Origin of the sequence: Pseudomonas sp. PDM18 (genome assembly GCF_014852585.1) — a bacterium.
In the GTDB taxonomy this organism is placed as follows: domain Bacteria; phylum Pseudomonadota; class Gammaproteobacteria; order Pseudomonadales; family Pseudomonadaceae; genus Pseudomonas.
The window spans coordinates 233,975-256,547 of sequence record NZ_JACVBX010000011.1 but is presented as its reverse complement, the minus strand read 5'-3'; the positions used below and the strand labels follow the sequence as shown (position 1 = coordinate 256,547).

General features: G+C 66.3%; 18 protein-coding genes. 5 read left to right on the top strand and 13 right to left on the bottom strand.

Annotation, left to right across the window (positions count from 1 at the left end; genetic code table 11):
- Positions 1–97 precede the first annotated feature (97 nt).
- The 12 genes from IB274_RS22030 to IB274_RS21975 form a co-directional block, all read right to left on the bottom strand.
- Positions 98–469, bottom strand: a complete 372-nt coding sequence (locus tag IB274_RS22030) for a cytochrome c3 family protein (protein WP_192434761.1) — start codon at positions 467–469, stop codon at positions 98–100.
- Entirely contained in the window at positions 466–1,170 is a 705-nt protein-coding gene (locus IB274_RS22025; protein ID WP_192434759.1) for a ferric reductase-like transmembrane domain-containing protein, read from the bottom strand. The genes IB274_RS22030 and IB274_RS22025 overlap by 4 nt, the downstream gene beginning before the upstream one ends.
- 426 nt (positions 1,171–1,596) lie before the next feature.
- A complete protein-coding gene (locus IB274_RS22020) occupies positions 1,597–3,117 on the bottom strand; it encodes an aldehyde dehydrogenase family protein (protein ID WP_192434757.1) in 1,521 nt (506 codons plus the stop codon).
- Positions 3,118–3,899: 782 nt separating this feature from the next.
- A complete protein-coding gene (locus tag IB274_RS22015; RefSeq protein ID WP_192434755.1) occupies positions 3,900–5,669 on the bottom strand; it encodes a methanol/ethanol family PQQ-dependent dehydrogenase in 1,770 nt (589 codons plus the stop codon).
- A 266-nt stretch (positions 5,670–5,935) separates the two neighbouring features.
- On the bottom strand, positions 5,936–6,886 hold the full coding sequence (locus IB274_RS22010; RefSeq protein WP_192434753.1) for a PDR/VanB family oxidoreductase: 951 nt from the start codon (positions 6,884–6,886) through the stop codon (positions 5,936–5,938).
- Between the two features lie 335 nt (positions 6,887–7,221).
- The gene (locus tag IB274_RS22005; protein ID WP_192434751.1) at positions 7,222–7,962 is read right to left on the bottom strand and encodes an SDR family NAD(P)-dependent oxidoreductase; all 741 of its coding nucleotides are present in this window, start codon (positions 7,960–7,962) and stop codon (positions 7,222–7,224) included.
- A 10-nt stretch (positions 7,963–7,972) separates the two neighbouring features.
- Entirely contained in the window at positions 7,973–8,470 is a 498-nt protein-coding gene (locus IB274_RS22000; RefSeq protein WP_192434749.1) for an aromatic-ring-hydroxylating dioxygenase subunit beta, read from the bottom strand.
- Entirely contained in the window at positions 8,467–9,750 is a 1,284-nt protein-coding gene (locus IB274_RS21995; protein ID WP_192434747.1) for an aromatic ring-hydroxylating oxygenase subunit alpha, read from the bottom strand. Before IB274_RS21995 ends, IB274_RS22000 begins: the two co-directional genes overlap by 4 nt.
- A gap of 10 nt (positions 9,751–9,760) precedes the next feature.
- Positions 9,761–10,912, bottom strand: coding sequence for an amidase (locus tag IB274_RS21990; RefSeq protein ID WP_192434745.1), 1,152 nt, complete (start codon positions 10,910–10,912; stop codon positions 9,761–9,763).
- The gene (locus IB274_RS21985) at positions 10,909–11,409 is read right to left on the bottom strand and encodes a nuclear transport factor 2 family protein (protein ID WP_401091875.1); all 501 of its coding nucleotides are present in this window, start codon (positions 11,407–11,409) and stop codon (positions 10,909–10,911) included. Before IB274_RS21985 ends, IB274_RS21990 begins: the two co-directional genes overlap by 4 nt.
- A gap of 3 nt (positions 11,410–11,412) precedes the next feature.
- Entirely contained in the window at positions 11,413–11,784 is a 372-nt protein-coding gene (locus IB274_RS21980) for a hypothetical protein (protein ID WP_045207771.1), read from the bottom strand.
- Between the two features lie 29 nt (positions 11,785–11,813).
- Positions 11,814–12,965, bottom strand: coding sequence for an acyl-CoA dehydrogenase family protein (locus tag IB274_RS21975; protein ID WP_192434743.1), 1,152 nt, complete (start codon positions 12,963–12,965; stop codon positions 11,814–11,816).
- A 212-nt stretch (positions 12,966–13,177) separates the two neighbouring features.
- Between IB274_RS21975 and IB274_RS21970 the strand changes: the two genes are divergently transcribed.
- The gene (locus IB274_RS21970; protein WP_192434809.1) at positions 13,178–14,653 is read left to right on the top strand and encodes an ATP-binding protein; all 1,476 of its coding nucleotides are present in this window, start codon (positions 13,178–13,180) and stop codon (positions 14,651–14,653) included.
- A 473-nt stretch (positions 14,654–15,126) separates the two neighbouring features.
- Here IB274_RS21970 and fusA read toward each other — a convergent pair whose 3' ends face one another.
- Positions 15,127–17,235, bottom strand: a complete 2,109-nt coding sequence (gene fusA, locus IB274_RS21965; protein ID WP_192434741.1) for an elongation factor G — start codon at positions 17,233–17,235, stop codon at positions 15,127–15,129.
- Positions 17,236–17,493: 258 nt separating this feature from the next.
- On the opposite strand from fusA, the gene IB274_RS21960 reads away from it, so the two are divergent.
- The 4 genes from IB274_RS21960 to IB274_RS21945 all read left to right on the top strand — a co-directional run bounded on the left by IB274_RS21960 (position 17,494) and on the right by IB274_RS21945 (position 22,480).
- The gene (locus IB274_RS21960; protein ID WP_192434739.1) at positions 17,494–17,997 is read left to right on the top strand and encodes a sigma-70 family RNA polymerase sigma factor; all 504 of its coding nucleotides are present in this window, start codon (positions 17,494–17,496) and stop codon (positions 17,995–17,997) included.
- Entirely contained in the window at positions 17,997–18,932 is a 936-nt protein-coding gene (locus IB274_RS21955) for a FecR domain-containing protein (protein WP_192382970.1), read from the top strand. The genes IB274_RS21960 and IB274_RS21955 overlap by 1 nt, the downstream gene beginning before the upstream one ends.
- A 301-nt stretch (positions 18,933–19,233) precedes the next feature.
- A complete protein-coding gene (locus IB274_RS21950; RefSeq protein ID WP_192434737.1) occupies positions 19,234–21,645 on the top strand; it encodes a TonB-dependent receptor in 2,412 nt (803 codons plus the stop codon).
- Between the two features lie 175 nt (positions 21,646–21,820).
- Positions 21,821–22,480, top strand: coding sequence for a DsbA family oxidoreductase (locus IB274_RS21945; protein ID WP_192434735.1), 660 nt, complete (start codon positions 21,821–21,823; stop codon positions 22,478–22,480).
- Positions 22,481–22,573 lie beyond the last annotated feature (93 nt).

The following is a 22,573-nucleotide window of genomic DNA, read 5'->3' as shown; positions in this document are numbered from 1 at the left end:
TGCCGGGCTTTCTTTTGCGCAACAGCAATCGTAGAGCGCATAACCCGGAACGGGTTATCCGCCGCAATGGCGGATCACGCCTCAGGCGTTATGCCCCCTACGGGTACGACTTCCCGGTTGTATCGCGGTGGCAGGCCTGGCAGCTACGCACCGGCCCACTGGCGTGGATCGCCTGCAAGCGCTGCAGGTGGCAGCTCTGGCAGAGCTGGTGGAAATCTGCCTCGATGCGCATGGCCAGCGCCGGGCTCTGCTTGTGGCAGAGGATACAGGTGCGGTTACCAGAGACCGAAGGCGACTGGTCCTTGTAGTCGTGATGACAGGTGATGCAGTTCACCGAAGCGTGCGGTTCATGGGGGAAGGCCAGCGGCATCAGCGGCCGGCTGCGTTGCCAGTGCTCGTGGGCGTACCACGTGCCTGCCGACAGCACGGCGATTGCGACAACGGAGACCCCGATCCAGATACGCCTCACAGCGGCAGCTCCAGATTCGCCAGCAAGCTGTAGAGCGCCGATAAGCCGATGATCGCGCCGCTGGCCGCCAGCGCGAACCAGGTAGCACGCTGCGCCGTGTTGCGCTTGCGCCCGCTGATGCCGTTGGCGGGTTTGGGCAGGCACGGCCAGATGGCCACCGCCAGCATCAGCGCCACCAGCAAGGCGCCCTTCCAGACTCCGCCGCTGTAGTAGCCCGCGCCCAGCACATGAACGGCCATCAGCACCAGGGCGAGCAGGCTGCCGCCGTAATGCCAGCGGCGGAACGAAGCGGCGCCGCTGCTCCAGCGGGGGCGGACGCGGCTCAGGCTGGAAACTGCCAGCACCAGCATCAGCATCGCCGACGCCAGCCCGGCCAGCATGTAGCCGGGGGCTGATGGCAACAGGTCCTCGATCAGCAGCGGCTCATCGATCAGCAGTACGACGATGTGCACCAGCAGCAATGCGACGGCAGCAAAACCCAGGTCGCGGTGCAGGCGCAGGAAGAACTTGCCCTCGTACAGCGGGCGCGGTTGCGGGCGGCCACCGATAACGAACAGCAGCCCTAGCAGGCAGGCGCCGAGCAGCCCTGCGGCGTTGGCGAAATCCCAGGCATAGCCGAGCCCCGGCATGGCGCCGAGGCCGAGCAGGATGGCGACCGGCAGCAGGCAGCCGAGCGCCAGGCGCGCGATCAGCGTAGGCATGGGGGATTCCGAACGAGGGATTGTCGCTGCAGGCTAGCAAGCGCCGACGGCGCGCGAGTGTCGCTGCCTGCCAGACGAATTGCCAGCTCTGCCACACCCTGTAGGAGCGAGCTAGCTCGCGAAAGGAAGCCGGCACCCACCGGGATCGCACTGTTTTCCTGCAGGAACGCGCCACGGGCGTTCGCGGGCATGGCCCGAGCGCAGAACCCTTACATTTGCTCGCGAAAAACGGCGTATCGGAAAAAGAAAACGCGGCAGAAGCCGCGTTCGACGAAGGCCATCGCCCATGGAAGTGGGCACGGAAGCGGACGGCCACCCAAACGGGCGCGTCGACACAAGGGATGCCTGATGGAGTGCCAGGCGGTGCACCAGAGAAGAGAGCCGGCGAACCTGATGGGAGAAGGCCCGCCGGCTTGCAACAACGCTTTAGAAGAAGCCCAGCGGGTTGATGTCGTAGCTCACCAGCAGGTTCTTGGTCTGCTGGTAGTGGTCGAGCATCATCTTGTGGGTTTCGCGGCCGACACCGGATTTCTTGTAGCCGCCGAACGCGGCATGGGCCGGGTACAGGTGGTAGCAGTTGGTCCACACGCGGCCGGACTGGATGCCACGGCCCATGCGCCAGGCGCGGTTGATGTCGCGGGTCCAGACGCCAGCGCCCAGGCCGAACTCGGTGTCGTTGGCAATCGCCAGGGCTTCCGCTTCATCCTTGAAGGTGGTGACGCCCACCACCGGGCCGAAGATTTCCTCCTGGAACACACGCATGCCGTTGTGCCCTTTGAGCAGCGTCGGCTGGATGTAGTAACCGCTCGCCAGGTCGCCTTCCAGACGCTCGCTGGAGCCGCCGGTGAGCAACTCGGCGCCCTCGCCCTGGGCAATGTCGAGGTAGGAAAGGATCTTCTCGTACTGCTGCTGCGAGGCCTGCGCGCCGACCATCGTATCGGTGTCCAGCGGATTGCCACGCTTGATCGCCTTGATCTTCTTCATCACCTCGACCATGAACGGCTCGAAGATCGACTCCTGCACCAGCGCTCGCGACGGGCAGGTGCAGACTTCGCCCTGGTTGAAGAAGGCCAGCACCAGGCCCTCGGCGGCCTTCTCGATGAAGGCCGGCTCGGCCTGCATGATGTCTTCGAAGAAGATGTTCGGGCTCTTGCCGCCCAGCTCTACGGTGGACGGGATGATGTTCTCCGCCGCGCAGTGGAGGATGTGCGAGCCGACCGGAGTGGAGCCGGTGAAGGCGATCTTGGCGATGCGCTTGCTGGTGGCCAGCGCCTGGCCCGCTTCCTTGCCGAAGCCCTGGACGATGTTCAGAACGCCCGGCGGCAGCAGGTCGCCGATGATCTCGGCCAGCAGCATGATCGACAGCGGTGTCTGTTCCGCCGGCTTGAGCACCACGCAGTTACCGGCGGCCAGGGCCGGGGCGAGTTTCCACGCGGCCATCAGCAGCGGGAAGTTCCACGGGATGATCTGCCCGACCACGCCCAGCGGTTCGTGAATGTGGTAGGCGACGGTGTTCTCGTTGATCTCGGCAGCACCGCCTTCCTGGGCGCGGATACAGCCGGCGTAGTAACGGAAGTGGTCGGCGGCCAGCGGCACGTCGGCGTTCAAGGTCTCACGCACGGCCTTGCCGTTGTCCCAGGTTTCGGCGACGGCGAGTTGCTCCAGGTTCTGTTCGATGCGGTCGGCGATCTTCAGCAGGATCAGCGCACGGTCCTGCACCGAGGTGCGGCCCCAGCTGGCGGCCACGGCGTGGGCGGCATCGAGGGCGCGCTCGATGTCTTCGGCGGTGGAGCGCGGGAACTCGGCGATGACTTCGCCGTTCACCGGCGAGGTATTACTGAAGTACTGGCCCAGCACCGGCGCGACGAACTCGCCGCCGATGTAGTTGCCGTAGCGTGGCTTGAGGGTGACGACGGCGCCTGGGGTTCCGGGTGCGGCGTAGATCATGGGGATGCTCTCCTGTCGGTTCCCAGCCTCCATCGGCCAGGTCATGGAGCGATCTTAGGCAACGCCCTTCCCGGCCCGGAATGCACCCATGGGAGTGGTGGGTTACTCATTTGGTAGTAGATGCGGCGAGCTTTGCAGGTTATGCGCCCTACGGTGCTGGGTGGTTCGCGAGCAAGCTCGCTCCTACAGGAGGCGGCGAGCAGCTGGTGTTGCCTGCCAGCGTAAGGTCCGCCGCGATGGATTTCGCGGACAAGGTCCGCTCCTACGGAAATCCCACAACACAGCTCTGGCTGTGGCTGTGGCTGTGGCTGTGGCTGTGGCTGTGGCTGTGGACTTTAAGGACTTCCAGAGAAGTATCCGCACACGCCGAATGCCCCGTTCAGGAGGCCTCGTTGAAGCGGAGTTTCAGGGGTTGAGCGACATGGATGTCGCGAGAGCGCTGTCGGGCCAGGGATGGTCCGTCAGCGCGAGCCCCTGAAACTTCGCTTCAACGAGGGTATTTTTCGCCCCAAGCGAAAAACCGGATGTCCGGGGCAAGACCTTTGCCTACTTTGGGGCGTTTGCCAAAGTAGGTCGCCCGAGGGGGCGAAAAAAGAAATGCGCGCGCACGCCGGAGCGACGCAGAACACCCAACCAAAAGCATCGCGCACAAAGTCCGCTCCTTCGCTTCATCCGCCGCCTGTAAGAGCCAGCGGTAGGCCATGTCCGCGAACAGCCCCGACAAGCGCGCAAAAACAAAGGGCCGGCATAATGGCCGGCCCTTTGCCTAGATCAAACGACCATCACTTCTTCGCCACCAGATCCTTGGGCAGCTTGAAGGTCCAGATCATGCCGCCCTGGTCCAGGTCCTTGATGCGCTTGGCCACCTCGCCACCCCACAGCGGCACCGCGCCGCCCCAGCCGGAGAGGACGGTCACATACTGCTCGCCGTCCATCTCCCAGGTGATCGGCGAAGCGATCACGCCCGAGCCGGTGTTGAACTGGTAGAGCTTCTTGCCGGTCTTGGCATCGAAGGCCATCAGGTAGCCTTCGGGGTTGCCAGTGAATACCAGGTTGCCGTGGGTCGCGAGCACGCCACCCCACAGCGGCGCGTAGTTCTCGTAGCGCCAGACCTGCTTGCCGGTCTTCGGATCGATGGCGCGCAGCACGCCGATGTACTTCTCGTTCAGCGGCTTGATGGTGAAGCCGGCGCCGAGGTACGCCGCGCCCTTCTTATAGGCGATGTTCTCGTTCCACATGTCCATGCCCCATTCGTTGGACGGCACGTAGAACAGCCCGGTGTCCTGGCTGTAGGCCATGGGCATCCAGTTCTTGCCGCCCAGGAAGGATGGCGCGACAAACACCGAAGTGCCCTTGGCGTCGGCACCCGGCGCTCCCGGACGGTGGGCATCGTCGTAGATCGGGCGGCCGTTTTCATCCAGGCCCTTGGCCCAGGTCACCTTGTCGACGAAGGGGAAGCCACGGATGAACTTGCCGTTGGTGCGGTCAAGCACGTAGAAGAAACCGTTGCGGTCGGCGGTGGCTGCGGCCTTCACGGTCTTGCCGCCGTCCTGGTAGTCGAAGGAGACCAGCTCGTTCACGCCGTCGAAGTCCCAGCCATCGTGCGGGGTGGTCTGGAAGTGCCACTTGATCGAGCCGTCTTCCGGGTTCAGCGCCAGGCGCGAGGAGGAGAACAGGTTGTCGCCCGGACGCAAGTGCGAGTTCCACGGCGACGGGTTGCCGGTGCCGATGAACAGCGAGTCGGTGCTCGGGTCGTAGTAGCCGCCCAGCCAGGGCGCGGCGCCGCCGGTCTTCCAGAGGTCGCCCGGCCAGCTCTTGCCCGCTTCGCCGCCGGAGATGCCGTTCTCCACCGCCTTGCCGTCCTTGTAGACGTAACCCATGTGACCTTCCACCGTCGGGCGGCTCCACAGGAGCTCGCCGTTGGTGGGGTTGTAGGCCTCGATCTTGCCGACCACGCCGAACTCACCACCGGCCACGCCGGTGATCAGCTTGCCCTTGGCGATCAGCGGTGCGGCGGAGATGGAGTAGCCGGCCTTGTAGTCCGCCACGGTCTTCTTCCACACCACCTTGCCGGTGTCCTTGTTCAGGGCGACCAGCTTGGCGTCGAGGGTACCGAAGATCACCAGGTCACCGTACAGGGCCACGCCACGATTGATCACGTCGCAGCAGGGCATGATGCCATCGGGCAGGCGCGCGTCGTACTGCCACAGCTTGCGACCGGTGCGTGCATCGGCGGCGAACACCCGCGAGTAGGAAGCGGTGACGTACATCACGCCGTCCTTGATCAGCGGTTGCGCCTGCTGGCCGCGCTGCTTCTCGCCACCGAAGGACAGCGCCCAGACCGGCCGCAGCTCCTTCACGTTGTCGCTGTTCAGGGTATTGAGCGGGCTGAAACGCTGGCCCTGCTGGTTGATCCCGTTGACCACGATCTGGTCGGTGCGCTTGGCGGAATCGCTGATGTCCTGGTCGGTTACCCCGGCTTGGGCGCCCAGGGAGGCCAGGCTGATAGCGGTGAACAGCACGGTGCGGGCGGAAGGTTGAAGCTGTCTCATGGCGGTGCGCCTCTGCGATTGTTGTTGTACCCGGGAAAATTTCCCGGTCTGTCGCAGATTCTTGGTTTGGTGGGCTGGACCAACAATTGAACGCAGTGCCGAATTTCCTAGTTCCTTGGTAGCAATACCGGCCTTCGAAGGCACGGAAATAGCGGGTTGCGCAGGAGCGCTCGAACCATCCCTGCTGGAGCGGGCCCGCAACGGAGATATCTGGGAGCGCATGGGCGGACGACTGCGCTCCACCCATCATCGAAGAACGCTGCGGTTTAAAGATCCAGCACCAACCGCGCCGACCTGGCGCGCGAAACGCAGGCGCAGATCTGCTTGTTGGCGGCCTTTTCCTTGTTCGACAGGCAGTTGTCGCGGTGCTCCGGCTCGCCTTCCAGCACGTCGACGATGCAGGTGCCGCAGATGCCTTCGCGGCACTCGGTGTCGATGTCGCAGCCATGGGCCTGGAGCACGTCCACCAGTGTCGAATCCGCCGGCACGTGAAGCACCACACCGGAGCTGGCCAGTTCCACTTCGAAGGAGCCGGCCGGCGCCGCGTTGGCGGCCGGGTCAGCCTGGAAGTGCTCCAGGTGAATGGCGTCTTCCGGGCGGCTGCGCGCGGCGATCTCCACCACCTTGTTCATGAACGGCGCCGGGCCGCAGGTATAGACGTGAGCCTGTGGCGCCGCGCGCTCCAGGCACGCGCCCAGTACATGGTCGAGGTCGGCGGGTTCGACGCCGTAGTGCAGCTCCACCTTGCCGGCGAAAGCCTCGCTGGCCAGCAGCTCGGCGAAGGCCGCGTGCTCGGCGGAACGGGCGAAGTAATGCAGGCGATAGGCCTCGCCCTTGGCGTTCAGCCGATAGGCCATGCTCAGCAGCGGCGTGACGCCGATGCCGGCGGCGAACAGCACGTGCTCGCGCGCTTCCGGCGCCAGGCGGAACAGGTTGCGCGGCGCGCCGATGTCCAGCTCCATGCCTTCGCGCACTTCGTGCAGCGCGCTGGAGCCGCCACGGGAGGCGCCTTCCTTCTTGATCGCCACCAGGTAGGCCGTGCGGTCGTCCGGCGGGCTGCACAGCGAATACTGGCGCGTTACCCCGGTGGGGCCGGTGACGTCGACGTGGGCGCCCGGCTCGTAGGCGTCGAACGGCTGGCCATCACAACGTACGAGGCGCAAGGAACGGATGTCCTGTGCTTCCTCGACGATCCTTTCGATTCTGACTTTCATCATGGCGTTACCTGCAAGGCGTTGAGTGCGGGCTCTGTGGCCCCTTTCCGGCCTCTTTTTCACGAGCGGACGGGTTGTCGATGTTGCTCTGGAGAGATTTCATCTCTCCGATTGATTGGTTTCGGAGCAAGGGCACTGCCCTCACCCCAGCCCTCTCCCCGAGGGAGAGGGAGCAGAATGTGCCGGCTGACGATGCGGCTTCATCCTGCTCCGGACGGTCCCCTCTCCCTTCGGGAGAGGGTTAGGGTGAGGGAGTCTTGAGGCCCACCACCCAAGCCAGGACCGAGCACAGGGCGGATAACGCGCAGCGTTATCCGCCGATCACTCAGCCCAAAGCCTCAACGCATGAACAACCCACCATTGATATCCCAGCAGGCGCCCGTCACCGATCCGGCGTTCTCCGCGCAGAGCAGCAGCACGCTGTCGGCGATGAAGGTCGGGTCGCCCAGGCGGCCGGCGGGGATGGTTTTGAGGATCTGTTCCAGGCGCTCGGGCGCCACGCTCTCGTAGACCACTGGCAGGTCCAGCGGCCCCGGCGAGATGGCGTTGACGGTCACGCCCTGCCCCGAGAGTTCGCGGGCGAACACCTTGGTCAGCGTCGCCACGCCGCCCTTGGCCGCCGCATAGTGGCCGCCGGTGGCGGTGCCGCCGTTCTGCCCGGCCAGCGAGGCGATGTTGACGATGCGGCCGAAACCGCGCGCCGCGAAGTGCGTACCGAAAACCTGGCAGGCGACGAAGGTGCCGCGCAGGTTCACCGCCATGGAGGCATCGAAGTCCTCCGGGCTGATGTCCATGAGCGCGGCCACCTTGGACATCCCGGCGTTGTTCACCAGGATGTCGGTGCCACCCCAGCGCTCGGAAAGCAGGTCACGGGAGCGCTCGAAATCGGCTTTCTCCCGCGCGTCGAGACGAATGCCGAGGGCGGTGCGGCCCTCGGGGTCGAGCTCGTCAGCCAGACGCTGCACCGCTTCTTCGTTCAGGTCGGCCAGCGCAACGCGCAGGCCGGCCGCGTGAAGGCGGCGCGCGATGACCTCGCCCAGCCCGCGTGCGGCGCCGGTTACCAGGGCTACTCGTTGCATGGCGCGGCCCTCAGAGCAGGAAGCCGAGCGCGTTGAGCGCGTCTTCGGCGTTGATCAGGCGGATCACCTTGCGCTCCAGGCGGGCTTGCCCGTCGACGAAGCGGATGCGGTGGTTCAGGTCGGCAATGAATGGCGTTGCAACGCCGCGCTTGTAGGCGTAGAGCACCTGCGCCGAGTTCACCTCGACGAGATCGCCCGCCGCTTCCACCAGGGTGAAGCGCGAGACGGTGCGCACGGTCTTGGCCGCGTCCACCGCCGACGGCGAGTGGCCGCCGGTGAGGCGTTCAATACGCAGGGCACGCATGCGCGCGTCGTCGAACACGTAGTTCAGGCGCGAGGCAAAGTCATCGTCCTCGCCGTCGATCGGCACCACGTAGACGCCGTCCTCGCTCCACAGCTGCGACCATTGCGCGTAGTCCTTGCGGTCGAGCAGCTCGGCTTCGCGCCAGACGAATTCGATGGCCTTGGCCAGCGGGCCGGAGAAGCCGTTCAGGGTGTCGTTGCTCATTGGCTCATCATCCTTTTCCACATCTGGTACGCCTCGCGCATGCCGCCTTCGTCGGTGGCGTGGGAGACCTTGTCACCGTTCGGCGCGACCACTTCGCGGTTCAGGCCGCGGTTAACCAGGATCGGTGCGTCGACGCCGGCATAGGAGCCACGCTGCACGCGGTCCCAGGCCTCGGCGTCATCCGGGCTGCCGAAGCCGAACGGGCCCTGGAAGTGCTCGTGGATGCGCATGCGCTCGCGGTTGGCGATTTCCGGGCCGCCGTCCATGCCCAGCGCGACGTGACGAATCTCGGTCTCGGTGACGGAGATCGGCCGCAGCACGCGGAAAAACGACATGGACATGGCCACGTTGGGGAACAGGTTGAGGTTGAAGCCGGCGCCGTGCAGCGAACGGACGATGCGGCGCACCTGTGCAGGCTCCATGGTTTTCGACAGTTCCTCGGTAACGTGGGCGAAGCGCTCCTGGAGCTGCTCGGTGCCGTCGTCGTGGTCGAGGTCGACGTGCTCGGGAACCATCACCATCACGCTGTGGCCGTTGCCCAGAGCGTGGGTGACCGCCTGCTCGTCGCTCATGAACGAGAGCATTTCCTCGGTCTCTTCATCCACCGAGGACATGAACGACTTGTGCACGATGGGGAAGTGGTAGCCGTCGGTGGTGTTTTCCAGCTGGATCTTCCAATTGCCGCGGAAGGTGAACTTGTGTTCGCCCTGGGTCTTGATCGGGTAGCCGGCGCCCTGCTTCATGAACAGGTCCATCCAGTGCTTCGCCCCGCCGAGGAAGTCCTCCAGCGGTTCGATCTCCTCGTTGTAGGTGGCGAACACCATGCCGGCGTAGCTCTCGACGCGCAGGCTGGTCAGCGGCAGCTCGGACTTGTCGAGGATGTCCTCGTAGCCGTCCGGGTATGGCAGCGCACGCAGCTTGCCATCCAGTGCATAGGACCAGCTGTGGTACGGGCAGGTGAAGCCGGTGGCGTTGCCCTTGTGCTTCTCGCATACGGTGGCGCCACGGTGGCGGCAGCGGTTTTCCAGGACGTTGATAGTGCCCTTCTTGTCGCGCACCACGATCACCGGGCGGCGACCAACGCTGGTGGTCTTGAAGTCGCCGGCGTTGCGCACTTCGCTTTCGTGGGCGACCCACACCCAGGTGCGGTAGAAGATCTTGTCCATCTCCGCTTCGAACAGCTGCGGGTCGTTGTACAGCGAAACATCGACGCGGTCGTCTCCGACCAGCTCTTCGACGCTGCGCGACCGGGCGATCAGCCGGTACTCGTGAGCGCTCATGCCCATCTCCTCATGCCGATTTCTTATGTTTTTGCACAGGCCGCGTGGCAGCCAGGCTGTGTTCGAGTTGCGCGCCAAAGGCGCACACGCGTTCGTCGTCGCCCTTGCGGCCGACGATCTGCAGGCCGACTTTCAGCCCGCCGCAATCCAGGTCCACCGGCACCGTCAGCGCCGGGTGTCCGCTCAGGTTGAAAGGCCGTACCAGGGGCGTCATGCCGGCCACGGACTTGCCGTTGCGCGCATCGCTGAGCAGCGGCGGCAGGTCGGGCATGGTCGGCAACAGCAGGACTTCGAAGTCCTCCAGCGCAGCGTCGATAGCGCGGGTGAAACCGTCGCGCACTTTCTCCGCCTCGGCGCGCTCGGCGTCGGTGGTGCGACTGGCCAGCAGCAGGCGCTGCTCGACGTCGGCGCCGATCAGTCCCTTGCCGGTCAGCGCCGCATAAGCGGCCCAGTTCTCGTAGTTGATCACCACCAGCCCGGCCTGGAAGGCCGCCTCGAACTCGCCGAGGAACAGGTGGCTGCGGCGCCATCCGGCGCGGTCGGCGGCGGCACCCAGGCAAGCCTGGATGTGCGGCGCCGATGGCACTTCGAGGAAGGCCACGCGGGCACCCTCGCCCGGCATCCGCACCGCACCGAAGCCGGGGCAGATGACCTGCATGGCGGCGATCAGGTCGGCCATGTTGGCGGCGAACGGACCGACGCAGTCCAGGCTGCTCTGTGCCGGATGCACGCCGTCGCGGCTGACCCGGCCGAAGGTCGGCTTCAGCCCGGCGATGCCACAGCAGGCCGCCGGTACGCGGACCGAACCGCCGGTATCAGTGCCCAGGGCGATATCCGCCAGCCCGGCCGCCACGGCAGACGCGGAACCGCTGGACGAGCCGCCCGGCACGCGGTCGGGCGCCATCGGGTTGATCGGGGTACCGGTCCAGTCGTTGATGCCGGTGACGCCGAAGGCCAGTTCGTGAAGGTTGGTCTTGCCGACGATCTGCCAGCCGGCGTTGAGCACGGCGTCGACGACGAAGGCGTTGCGCTCGGCTGGCGCGGCATCGGCCAAGGCGCGGGTGCCGCAACGGGTCGGGTAGCCGGCGATGTCGATGCTGTCCTTGACCGCAACGCGCTTGCCGCCGTTGCCGAGGAGGAACTCGCTGACGAAGATGCTCATTGACGGGTCTCCTCTGCGCTGCCCAGCAGGCGCTGCGACAGGCGCTGGGTGCGGAAGTGACTGATCTGCCAGCGCCCGTCGATCTCGCGAAAATCGATGTCCAGGCGCGTGCCGAACAGCTCGGTGTGGCCCTCGGCGTAGGTCGAAAGCTGCTGCATGATCCATTGCCCACGAGCGGTGCGACCGTCAACTCGGATCGACTCGCTGGTGAGGAAGTGCAGGTTCAGCGTGAAGTGCGGCGACGGCGGCAGGTAGCCGAAGACGAACACGGCAATCGCCTCGCGGCCCTGGTGATGGCCGAAGGTCTGTGCAGTGGAAGTGCCGATGCCCTCCCACACCGCGTCCTCGCTGAACAGCTCAGCCAGCTCGCTCATCGTCACCGGCGCGTGCGGTACGTCGCAGAGGTCCATGTAGCGCGCCATCAGCCGGCGCACCTGGCTTTCCCCTTCGAGAACCTCCAGGCGGCGGTTCAGCTCGGCCATGCTCAGGCTGCTCATGACTCAGGTCCGCGCGGCTTCGGGAATGGTCAGCGGGCGGCCGATGCGCGCCTCGACCTTGGCGTACTTCCACAGGCTGTACTCGCCCACCGGGGTGGTGCGGAACAGGTTGCAGGCGTCGATCACGGTCTGGTGGCAGTCCACGTCGGCCATGATGTAGACGGTCCAGGGCGAGGTGGTGGACGGGCCGACCATCAGGCGGTCGTCATCCAGTACGCCGAGCACGTTCATGCCCGGCAGCGCGCCGAGGTCGCCCATCATCTGCGAGAAGCCTTTCCACACGGTGATGCCTTCCCCGGTGGGCAGGTCGAAGAACGGCTGGGCGATGCCGATGCAGAACAGTACGCGCAAGGGTTCGGTGGTGGGACGGGTCATGTCGTGATCCTTGTTCTTATGGGTTCGAATCAGATGTATCCGGGGAACGGCGGCACATCGAGCAGCACCGCGCCGGCGCCGTCGTACATGCCATCGCTCAGGAAAGCGTGCTGGGTCACCACCATGGCGTCGCGCAGGTAGCGCTGCAGCGGGTGGTTGAGGTAGATCGCCGTGGTGCCGGCCAGGCTGTAGGCGCGGCGCACCACATCGGCACCGGCACGGGATACATGCACGGCGGCCAGGCGCAGCTGGCTGACCTGCTCGGGCGTCACGGCGTTGCCGGCGAGGATGGACTCCCAGACCGTCTCGGTAGCGTCATAGAAGAATCCGCGCGCGGCCTGCAATTCGGCTTCGGCCTTGCCGATCTCGATGCGTACGTAGGCCCGATCACCCAGCTTCGGCGCGCCGGTCACTCCGCTGGAAGACGCCATGCGGGTGATCTCGTCCAGCGCCGCGCGGGCCAGGCCGAGGTTGACCACGGCCAGTACCTGGGCGGCGTAGGCGATGGTCGGGTAGCGGTACAGCGGTTCGTCGATATTCGATTCGCCGCCGCGGATGAAGGTCCAGTCGTCCGCAACGAAGGCGTTGTCCAGCTTCAGGTCGTGGCTGCCGGTGCCCTTGAGGCCGACCACGTTCCAGTTCTCGACGATCTCCACGTCCCTGGCGCGCAGCAGCGCGGTGCGCGGCTTGCCCCCCGGGCCACCGATACCGATGCCGACGCCGAGCACGTCGGCGCCCTTGCAGCCGCTGGCGAATTTCCAGGTGCCGCTGACGCGCCAGCCGCCTTCCACCTGCGTGGCCGGCTGGATCGGGAACAGGCCGCCGGCGAACACCAGGTCCGGGCCGTCGGCATAGAGCTCGGCGAGGGTGTGGCGCGGCAGCGCGGTGAGGTAGGTGCTGGCGCTGCCGAAGCTGGCCACCCAGCCGGCGGAGCCGTCGGCTTCGGCGATGCGTTCGACCAGGCGCAGGAACTGCGCCGGCGGCAGCGCGTCGCCGCCGAAGCAGCGCGGGGTCGCGGCGCGGTAGATGCCCACGTCGCGGAAGCGTTCGATCATGTCGCGGGGAACGTGGGAGCGGCTGTCGAACTCGTCGCGGCGTTGGCGGACTTCGTCGAGCACGCGCTGGAATTCGAGGGCACGGCCGTCCGCATCGAGCGGTTCGGCGAGGGCGGCACGCAACATGGCGTCATCTCCGGTTGTTCTTGTAGGGCCGGCCCGTTCGATGCGGGGCGGTCGTCGTTGGGGCCAGTGTATGAACCGCCCTGCCCGCCCAACTATTGGGGCGTGCAGCCCCATGCCTAAAGGAATCCCCTAGTCGGTGCCGAGTTACTCCGCAGTCCCTTCGCGTTACGCTGCGCGGTATAAAGACAGCACTGCCCAAAGAGTCCCGCATGATGTTCCAGCCCAAGCCCGACGACTTCCTCGCCCTGCTCCAGGCCATGCCGCTGTGCGTGATCCTCCACGACGCGCAGACCAAGGAGATCCTCTGGGCGAACAACGCAGCGCTGGCCGTGCTCGGTTTCACCCTCGAAGAACTGGTACCGCTGAAAGCCCCGGACATGACTGCCAAGGCCCCGCAGTACCGCCGCTCGGTCGGCCTGCGCTGGCTGGAAGGCGCCGCGCGCACCGGCCAGCGCACCATCGAGTGGTGCTACCGCTCCAAGCAGGGCGTGGAGATTCTTTCCGAAGCCGTCGCCACCCGCGTGCACCTGCAGGAGCGCGACGTGCTGATGGTGCAGTTCCGCGATATCTCGAAGGAGAAGCAGGTCGAGCGCGACCTGCAGCGCTTCGAGAGCCGCCTGAAGGCCTTCATGCAGGACCTTGCAGAAGGCGTGGCGGTACTGGACGCGGACGGCAACCTGCGTTTCTTGAGCGAGTCCGCCCTGCCGCTGCTGGGCGGCGGCCAGGACGACTGGCTGGCGCACAACTTCCTCGGCCGCTGCGACACCACCACGCGCCCACGCCTGGAGCACCACCTCGCCATGCAGCCGCCGAGCCGCGAGCCCTACTCGGTCAGTTACCAGCTGCAGCGCCTGGACGGCGAATGGCGTTGGCACCATGCGACCTGCCGCTACATCGAGATCGAGGACGACCTGGTCGGCCACCTGCTGCTGTTCCGCGACGTCACCGACCAGGTGCGCGCAGCCCAGGCGCAACGCCAGAGCGACCAGAAGCTGGAGTACCTGGCGCGCTATAACGCCATGGGCGAAATGGCCCTGGCGATCGCCCACGAGCTCAGCCAACCGCTGGCGGCCACGCGCAACTTCATCGAGGGCGCGCTGATCCGCCTGGACCGCGAACAGAAGACCGAAGCCTCCGCCGCTTGGGGCCTGGACAGCGCGGTGCGGCAGATCGAGCACGCCTCGCTGATCATCAAGAGCGTGCGCGAATACGTGGTGAAGCTGGAGCAGGCCGAACAGCGCATCGACCTCAACGAACTGCTCGGCGAGACCCTCTACTTCATCAGCCTCAAGGCCCAGCCGAGCAACGTTCGCGTGGAGCTGGAGCGCTGCGCCGAGCCGCTGTGGGTGAGCTGCGAGAAGGTGCTGGTCGGTCAGGTGATCCTCAACCTCGCTTTCAACGCCATCGAGGAGATGCTCAACCTTCCCGAGGAACTCCGCCTGCTGCGTATCCGCACTTCTCGCGAAGGGACCTCTGCGCGGCTGTCGGTCCTCGACCAGGGCCGGGGCATCGATGCCGGGGCCAAGGAGCGCTTGTTCGATGGGTTCTTCACTTCGAAGGTGAGCGGCAACGGCATTGGTCTTGCGTTGTGCCAGAGCATCGTCTCGCGGCATCGCGGGGACATCTGGGCGGAGAACGTCGAGCCGTGCGGCGCGATGTTCTGCTTCGAGTTGCCGTTGGCGGAGTGAGGGACACCCCAGCGCACCCCTTGTAGGAGCGGGCCATGCCAGCGATCCGTCGGCAGGGCCGGCGTCTACCCTTTGCTCCGGCGCCGCAGATTTTCTGCTTCGGCCTGGGCGTTCCAGCGCCGCTTTGGCATACGCCCGGGCTTCTTATTTCGCCCCCTCGGGCGACCTACTTTGCCAAGCGACGCAAAGTAGGCAAAGGTCTCGCCCCTGACATCCGGCTTTTCGCTCCGCGAAAAGTACCCTCGGTTCCTCGGAGTTTCAGGGGCCCGCGTTGTCGGGCCAGGGATGGCCCGTCAACGCGGGCCCCTGAAACTCCGATCACCTTCGGCCTCCTGAAAGGGGCACTTCGGCGCGTGCGGTTGTTTCACTGGAAGACTTCAAACAGATAAGCCAAGAACCAAGAGCTGTTCGCGAGCAAGCTCGCTCCTACGAAAAACGGCGCCCGAAGGCGCCGTCGTCCACTCAGGCCACCTTTACCCCTGGGACTTCTTGATGATCGCCTCGGCAATGTTCACCGGCGCCTCGGCGTACTTGGTGAACTCCATCGAGTAGCTCGCCCGCCCCTGGGACATCGAGCGCACGTCCGTGGCGTAACCGAACATCTCGCCCAGCGGCACCTCGGCGCGGATGACCTTGCCTGCCGGCGTATCCTCCATGCCCTGGATCAGCCCGCGACGGCGGTTGAGGTCGCCCATCACGTCGCCCATGTAGTCCTCGGGCGTCACCACCTCGACCTTCATCACCGGCTCCAGCAGCACCGCGCCGCCCTTCTGCGAGAGCTGCTTGGTAGCCATGGAAGCGGCGATCTTGAACGCCATCTCGCTGGAGTCGACGTCGTGGTAGGAGCCGTCGAACACCGAGGCTTTGAGGCCGATCAGCGGGTAGCCGGCGAGCACGCCGTTCTGCATCTGTTCCTCGATGCCCTTCTGGATCGCCGGGATGAACTCGCGCGGGATCACACCGCCGACCACCTCGTTGACGAACTCCAGCCCGTCCTTGCCCTCGTCGCCCGGCTCGAAGCGAATCCAGCAGTGGCCGAACTGGCCACGGCCGCCGGACTGGCGGACGAACTTGCCTTCGATCTCGCACTTCTTGCGGATCGCCTCGCGGTACGCCACCTGCGGCTTGCCGATGTTGGCCTCGACGTTGAACTCGCGGCGCATGCGGTCGACGATGATGTCCAGGTGCAACTCGCCCATGCCGGAGATGATGGTCTGCCCGGTTTCCTCATCGGTTTTCACGCGGAACGAGGGGTCTTCCTGGGCCAGCTTGGACAGGGCGATGCCCATCTTCTCCTGGTCGGCCTTGGTCTTGGGTTCCACAGCCACGGAGATCACCGGATCGGGGAAGTCCATGCGCTCGAGGATGATCGGCTTGTCGATGGAGCACAGGGTGTCGCCAGTGGTGACGTCCTTCATGCCGATCAGCGCGGCGATGTCGCCGGCGCGCACTTCCTTGATCTCTTCGCGCTGGTTGGCGTGCATCTGCACCATGCGGCCGACGCGCTCCTTCTTGATCTTCACCGAGTTGAGCACGGCGTCGCCGCTGCTCAGTACGCCGGAATAGACGCGGGCGAAGGTCAGGGTGCCGACGAAGGGGTCAGTGGCGATCTTGAAGGCGAGCGCGGAGAACGGCTCGCTGTCGTCGGCGTGGCGTTCCAGGTGCTTCTCTTCGTCGTCCGGGTCGGTGCCGTTGATCGCGGGGATTTCCGTGGGCGCCGGCAGGTAGTCGATCACTGCATCGAGCACCAGCGGCACACCCTTGTTCTTGAACGAGGAGCCCAGCACCGCCGGGACGATCTGGTTGGCCAGGGTGCGCTGGCGCAGGCCGGCCTTGATCTCCTCGATGGTCAGTTCCTGGCCTTCGAGGTACTTGTTCATCAGCTCGTCGTTGGCTTCGGCCGCGGCCTCGACCATGTGCGCGCGCCACTCGTCCGCCAGCGCCTGCAGTTCGGCCGGGATAGGTTCCTCGGTGTAGCTGGTGCCCTGGTCGGCGTCGTTCCAGACGATGGCCTTCATCTTCACCAGGTCGATCTGCCCGGCGAAGGTTTCTTCCGAGCCGATGGCCAGCTGGATCGGCACCGGGGTATGCCCCAGGCGCTGCTTGATCTGCGCCACCACACGGAGGAAGTCGGCGCCCTGGCGGTCCATCTTGTTGACGTAGGCCAGGCGCGGCACGTGGTACTTGTTGGCCTGGCGCCAGACCGTCTCGGACTGCGGCTCGACGCCATCGGCGCCGCTGAACACCACCACCGCGCCGTCGAGCACGCGCAGGGAGCGCTCCACCTCGATGGTGAAGTCCACGTGGCCGGGGGTGTCGATGATGTTGAAGCGGTACTTGTTGGGGTACTGCTTGGAGGAGCCCTGCCAGAACGCCGTGGTGGCCGCCGAGGTGATGGTGATGCCGCGCTCCTGCTCCTGCACCATCCAGTCCATGGTCGCCGCGCCGTCGTGAACCTCGCCCATCTTGTGGTTCACACCGGTGTAGAAAAGGATGCGCTCGGTGGTCGTGGTCTTGCCGGCGTCGACGTGGGCGACGATGCCGATGTTGCGGTAAAGCTCGATAGGCGTGGTGCGAGCCATGGTGTGCTCCGTATCTGCTGGGTGACTGCCGGGCCTGCTGCTGCGGGTCCGTTGCCTGCGCGGGACGGCGAAAGGAAGTGCGGCATCAGAAATTTCTGAGCGCAACAGGCTCAAGGTAGCGCGTCTTCGTGGCAATTCCAGTGTCAGAGGGTCGCGGGCGGTGTCGTCCGACCAGCTGCGCCGCCGTGCCATTGCGCTATGCGGCGGGAAAACCATAAAATGATAGGCATTCTCAAATGAAAATCTGACGCACACACTGTGGCCCTCGTCGAAACCCCGTCCCCGCAGCATCTGCACAACCTCTACAACGAGCACAACGGCTGGCTCCAGCAGTGGCTGCGCGGCAGGCTGGGCAACGCCTGGGATGCCGCCGACCTCGCCCATGACACCTTCCTGCGCCTGCTGCGGCGGCCGCTGGAGGACCTCGGCGAGCGCCCGCGCGCCCTCCTCACCCACATCGCCAAGGGCCTGCTGGTGGACCGCTGGCGGCGTCAGGAGATCGAACGCGCCTATCTGGAAAGCGTCGCCGCGCTGCCCGAAGAGCAGGCGCCCGGCCCGGAAACCCGCGAGCTGATCCTCGAAGCGCTGGAGCGCATCGATGCCGCCCTGAGCGAGCTGCCGGCACTGACCCGCGAGGCCTTCCTGCTGTCGCAACTGGATGGCCTGACCTACCCGGTGATCGCCGGGCAGCTGGGCATCTCCCTGGCCAGCGTGAAGCGCTACATGCGCGCCGGCTTCGTCGCCTGCCTGAGCATCGCCTGATGCGCGAACAACCGCTGGACCCCGGCATCCTCGGCGAAGCCGCCGACTGGCTGGTGCGCCTCAACGAACATCCCGCCAGTAGCGCCGACCTGCAGGCCATCGAGCAATGGCGCGCGCGCAGCGCCCAGCACGCCGAAGCCTGGCGCCGCGCCGAAGCCCTGCTGGGCCTGCGCCAGCTGCCGCCGGGCCTGGGCCGGCAGAGCCTGCAACGCAGCGGCCTGAGCCGCCGGCAGATGCTCAACCGCCTGGGCGTGCTGATGGCCGTGGCGCCGGCCGCCTGGCTGGCGGCGCGGCAGTTGCCCTGGGCGGAATGGAACGCCGACCTGCGCACCGCCGTGGGCGAGCGCAAGCACCTGCGCCTGCCCGATGGCAGCCAGCTGACCCTGAATACCGACAGCGCGGTGAACGTGGCCTTCAACGCCCGCGAAAGGCGCCTGAGCCTGCTCGAAGGCGAAATCCTCGTCGACGCCCTGCCCGACCCGCGCCCCTTCCTCGTCGACAGCCGCCACGGCCAGCTGCGCACCCCGGCCGCACGTTTCAGCCTGCGCGACCTGGGCGATGCATGCCGCGTCGCGGTGCTCGACAAGGAGGTCAGCATCGAGCTGCCGGGCTACGCAAGCCAGACAGTCGGCGCCGGCCAGCAACTGGTGTTCGGCGCGCAGGGCTTCCAGCCGCTGCAGACAGCGGATGCCAACGCCAGCGCCTGGGAAAACGGCATGCTGCTGGCCCAGGGCATGCGCCTGGACGACCTGCTGGGCGAGCTGGGCCGCTACCGCAGCGGCTTCCTGCGCTGCGACCCGCGCCTGGCGAACCTGCGCGTGACCGGGGCGATCCCACTGGGCGACAGCGACGCCGGCCTCGCGCTGCTGGCGGACATGCTGCCGGTGAAGCTGCGGCGGATGACGCGCTATTGGGTCACCGTGGAGCCGGCATGAACGACCACCCCCGTAGGGCGCATAACCTGGAACAGGTTATCCGCCGGCATGCCCGTGGCGGATAACGCTGGCGCGTTATGCGCCCTACGAACTGCCGACCGTCCTTGCCATGAGCACCTTTGTAGGATGGGTGGAGCCTAAGCCATACCCCTGCTGTTTCCGCACGAACCGATGGGTATCGCTGCGCTCCACGCCATCCTAAAAATGGCCTCTCTGAATTTTTTTCGCCCACCCCTGACACCTTTTTCGACTTCGCCCGGTGAAGAGGAAGACAACCTCCATTCGCCGACAGGAACACTCCATGCTCCTCCGCTCCCGCCTCCGCCCGCACTCCCTCGCCCTGGCCGTCGGCCTGGCCCTGACCGGCGGCGTCGTGCTGCCCAGCCTGGCCGCCGAAGCCGCCAGCCAGCAGCGCCAGTACGACATCGCCCCCGGCCCGCTGGGCGAGGTGCTGGCGCGCTTCGCCGCCCAGGCCGGCGTGCCGCTGGCGTTCGAGGCGCAGGCGCTGAACCGCCAGCAGAGCGCGGGCCTGAAAGGCAGCTTCGCCCCCGAGCAGGGCCTGGAGCAGTTGCTTGAAGGCAGCAGCTACCGCCTGGTGCGCAAGAGCAGTGGCTACGGCGTGGAGGCCGCCCCCGATGACAGCGGCGCCCTGGAAATGGACGCCACCACCGTCAGCGGCGCCGCCCGGCAACCCGGTGACCTGCCGCCCGCCTATGCCGGCGGCCAGGTCGCACGGGGCGCGCAACTGGGCATGATGGGCAACCAGGATATCCAGGACGTGCCCTTCAGCTTCGCCAGCTACACCGCCAAGACCATCCAGGACACCCAGGCGCAGACCGTCGGCGACGTACTGCTCAACGACGCCTCGGTGCGCCAGGGCAACGGCTACGGCAACTTCTCGCAGATCTTCGTCATCCGCGGCCTGCCGCTGAGCACCGACGATGTCTCGCTCAACGGCCTGTACGGCGTCACCCCGCGGCAGATCATCGGCACCGAGTCGCTGGAGCGCGTCGAGCTGTTCAGGGGCCCCAACGCCTTCATCAACGGCGTGACGCCCAGCGGCAGCGGTATCGGCGGCGCGGTCAACCTGCAGACCAAGCGCGCCGAGGACACCCCCACCCGCAGCGTGACCCTGGGCTACGGCAGCGACAACCAGATCGGCGAGCACCTCGACCTCGGCCAGCGCTTCGGCGAGGACAACCGCTTCGGCGCACGGGTCAACCTGGCCCAGCGCGAGGGCGAGACCGGCGTCGACGACGAGAACCAGCGCTACAAGCTGGCCACCGTCAACCTCGACTACCGTGGCGAGCGCCTGCGCCTGAACACCGACTTCGGCTACCAGAAGCAGCGCATCAACCAGGGCCGCCCGGTGGTCTACGTCGGCAGCGGTGTCACCAGCATCCCCCACGCCCCGGATGCCGACCACAACTACGGCCAGTCCTGGAGCTACTCGCAGCTGGAAGACACCTTCGGCATGTTCCGCGCCGAGTACGACCTCAATGACAACTGGACGGCCTACCTCTCCGGTGGCGCCAAGCACACCCGCGAGAACGGCGCCTACTCCGCGCTGACCCTCAACGACAACAGCGGCGACGCGGGCGGCGGCATGATGGACGCCACCCACGACGAGGACAACAAGAGCGCCATGGCCGGCCTCAACGGCCACTTCGCCACCGGTCCGGTCAGCCACCAGATGAACCTCAGCGTCGCCGGCATCTGGGCCGAACAGCGCAGCGCCTACACCATGACCACCAAGCGCTACCCGACCGACCTCTACCACCCGGTGCAGACGCCCAAACCCGCGCCAACCCTGGCCGGCGGCGACTACAGCGACCCGGGCATCGTCGGCAAGACCCTGAACAGGAGCCTGGCCGCCGCCGACACCCTGGGCTTCCTCGATGACCGCGTGCTGCTGACCGTGGGCGTGCGCCGCCAGAGCATCGGCACCGACGGCTGGAACTACGTCGGCAAGCGCACCGCCAGCTACGACGAATCCATCACCACACCGGTCTACGGTCTGGTGGTCAAGCCCACCGAATACCTGTCGCTATACGCCAACCGCATCGAAGGCCTGGCCGCCGGCCCGACGGCACCCAGCAGCGCGGCGAACTTCGGCGAAGTCTTCGCGCCGAACCGTTCCAAGCAAGTGGAACTGGGGGCCAAGCTGGACTTTGGCAGCTACGGCGGCAACCTGGCCTTCTACCGCATCGAGCAGCCCTTCAGCACCACAGACCCGGATTCGAAGATCTTCAGCGTCGATGGCGAGCAGGAAAACCGTGGCATCGAGCTGAACGTCTTCGGCGAACCGGTCGACGGCCTGCGCCTGCTGGCCGGCGGCACCTGGATCGACACCGAGCTGAAGAACACTGCCGGCGGCAAGACCGACGGCAACCGCGCCGTGGGCGTGCCGACCTTCCAGTACAACCTGGGCGCCGACTGGGACGTCCCCGGCATCCAGGGCGCCGCCATCAACGGCCGCGTGCTACGCACCGGCGGCCAGTACCTGGACACGGCCAACGACCTGAGCATCCCGGCCTGGACCCGCTTCGACCTCGGCGCCCGCTACGCCTTCAAGGTGGACGAGCGCGATGTGACCCTGCGCGCCAACCTGGAGAACGTCGCCAACAAGTCGTACTGGGCCTCCACCATCGGCGGCTACCTGACCCAGGGCGACCCGCGCACCCTGAAGCTGTCGATGACCGTCGACTTCTGATTTCCCCATCGCGACAGGGACGTCGCACCCCATCCCCGCTTGCGCCGCCTGCGCTTCAGCCCGGCGGCGCAGGCACCGGCAAGCACGCGAAAACACTCCCGGCCGTCTCGCCACTGGATCGAAACGCCCTTCCGGGTCCATGCTGGAAGCTCGCCCAATTGCCGGAGTTCGCCCCATGAGCGACGCCATCACCATCGATTTCGTCTCCGACGTGGTCTGCCCCTGGTGCGCCATCGGCCTTAACGGCCTGCTGGAAGCCATGCGCCGCGTGGACGGCGAACTGACCGTGGAACTGCGCATCAAGCCCTTCGAGCTGAATGCCGACATGCCCGCCGAAGGGGAAGACCTGGTGGAGCACCTGCAGCGCAAGTACGGCAGCAGCGCCGAGGACATCGCCCGCAATCAGGAGCACCTGCGTTCCATGGGCGAAGAGGTCGGCGTGCACTTCGACCTGAAGAAGCGCAGCCGCATCTACAACACCTTCGACGCCCATCGCCTGCTGCACTGGGCGGGTGAATCGCACCGCGACATCGCCCTGAAGCAGGCGCTGCTGCACGCCTACTTCGGCGAAGGGCGCGACCCGAGCGACCCGGAAGTGCTGCTGGAAGTGGCCGTCAGCGTCGGCCTGGACGCGGTGCGCGCGCGGGAAATCCTCGACAGCGACGCCTACGCCGACGAGGTGGTGGCCGAGGAGGACTTCTACACCAGCCATGGCATCCGTGCGGTGCCGGCGGTGATCCTCAATGGTCGCCAGCTGATCTCCGGGGCGCAGAGCACCGACTACTACGAGCAGGCGCTGCGCCAGGTGGCGCGTAATGCACCATTGCCGGAGTGAGCCTTCCACCGCAGTGAAATGGCCCGCTTCGCGCGGGTCTTTTCATGGGGACACAGTAGCCTCCTGCAGACACGGAGTTTCCCTGTAGGAGCG